This window comes from Enterobacter sp. HG048 (genome assembly GCF_024702055.1).
GTDB lineage: Bacteria > Pseudomonadota > Gammaproteobacteria > Enterobacterales > Enterobacteriaceae > Enterobacter > Enterobacter dykesii.
The window spans coordinates 1-1,231 of the sequence record NZ_JANLIZ010000038.1 but is presented as its reverse complement, the minus strand read 5'-3'; the positions used below and the strand labels follow the sequence as shown (position 1 = coordinate 1,231).

General features: G+C 50.8%; 1 protein-coding gene. It reads right to left on the bottom strand.

Going from position 1 to position 1,231, the window contains the following annotated elements:
• Nucleotides 1-20 precede the first annotated feature (20 nt).
• Nucleotides 21-1,168, bottom strand: a protein-coding gene (locus NUX24_RS21690; protein WP_257834064.1) for an IS3 family transposase whose coding sequence is annotated in 2 segments (ribosomal slippage) — nt 21-931 and nt 931-1,168 — 1,149 coding nt in all. Because the reading frame shifts where the segments join, the coding sequence is not laid out codon by codon here.
• Nucleotides 1,169-1,231: the final 63 nt, after the last annotated feature.

Below are 1,231 nucleotides of genomic sequence, written 5' to 3'. Positions count from 1 at the left end.
CTTGAATCGCCACGGATAATCTAGACACTTCCGAGCCGTTGATAATACTGGTTTTCATATTCTGTCGGTGACATCTGATCGCTCGAACCATGCCGACGCTTACTGTTATAAAACATTTCGATGTAATCAAAAATATCGCTGCGGGCTTCCTCCCGCGTTCCGTAGATCTTTTTCTTTATCCGTTCGCGTTTCAGCAACTGGAAAAAGCTTTCTGCAACCGCATTATCGTGACAGTTACCGCGACGGCTCATGCTCCCCTCCAGGCCGTGTGATTTCAGGAACGACTGCCACTCATGGCTTGTGTACTGACTACCCTGGTCCGAGTGAACCAGCACCTGTTTTTGGGGATTACGCCGCCATACAGCCATCAGCAGTGCATTCAGGACAATGTCCTTTGTCATCCGGGATTGCATTGACCAGCCGATAATTTTGCGTGAGAACAGATCAACAACCACAGCAAGATATAGCCAGCCTTCGTGGGTCCTGATGTAGGTTATGTCCGTTACCCAACGCTTATCCGGAGCATCCGGATTGAACTGTCGCTGGAGCCTGTTGGGCGATACGATACTGGCCTCGCCTTTGCTTGCCCGCGGGCTCCGGTATCCGACCTGAGCCTTTATCCCGGCACGATTCATCAGTCGCCAGACTCTGTTCACTCCGCACTGTTGCCCGCTATCCCGCAAGTCCAGATGGATCTTGCGATAACCATAAACGCAACCGGACTCCAGCCAGAACTGCTTGATCTGTCCCGTCAGTCTCAGATCTATCTGGTGGCGCTGAGAATACGGTTGCTTAAACCAGGCGTAAAAGCCACTGGGATGAACATTCAGCACCCTGCAGAGCAGACGAACAGGCCAGCAACGGGAGTTGTCACGAATAAAGGCGTACCTCAGTCGGACAGCTTTGCGAAGTACGCCGCGGCTTTTTTTAATATGTCCCGTTCGTCAGTAACCCGCTTCAACTCCTTCTGGAGTCGGCGGATCTCGGCCTGAGCATCTGACTGTTCTTTATTAGTGGATGAGTCCGGACCGTACTTCTTTATCCATGCGTAAAGGCTGTGGGTGGTGATATCGAGACGTGTTGCAACGCTGGAAACAGAATGACCGCGATCAATAACCTGTTTGACTGCTTCAATTTTAAACTCTTCGGGATAACGTTTACCGCTCATGGGCACCTCTCTTTAAGTCATCTTAAATGACTCCGAAGTGTCTGTTAAACCCGTGGCGATTCA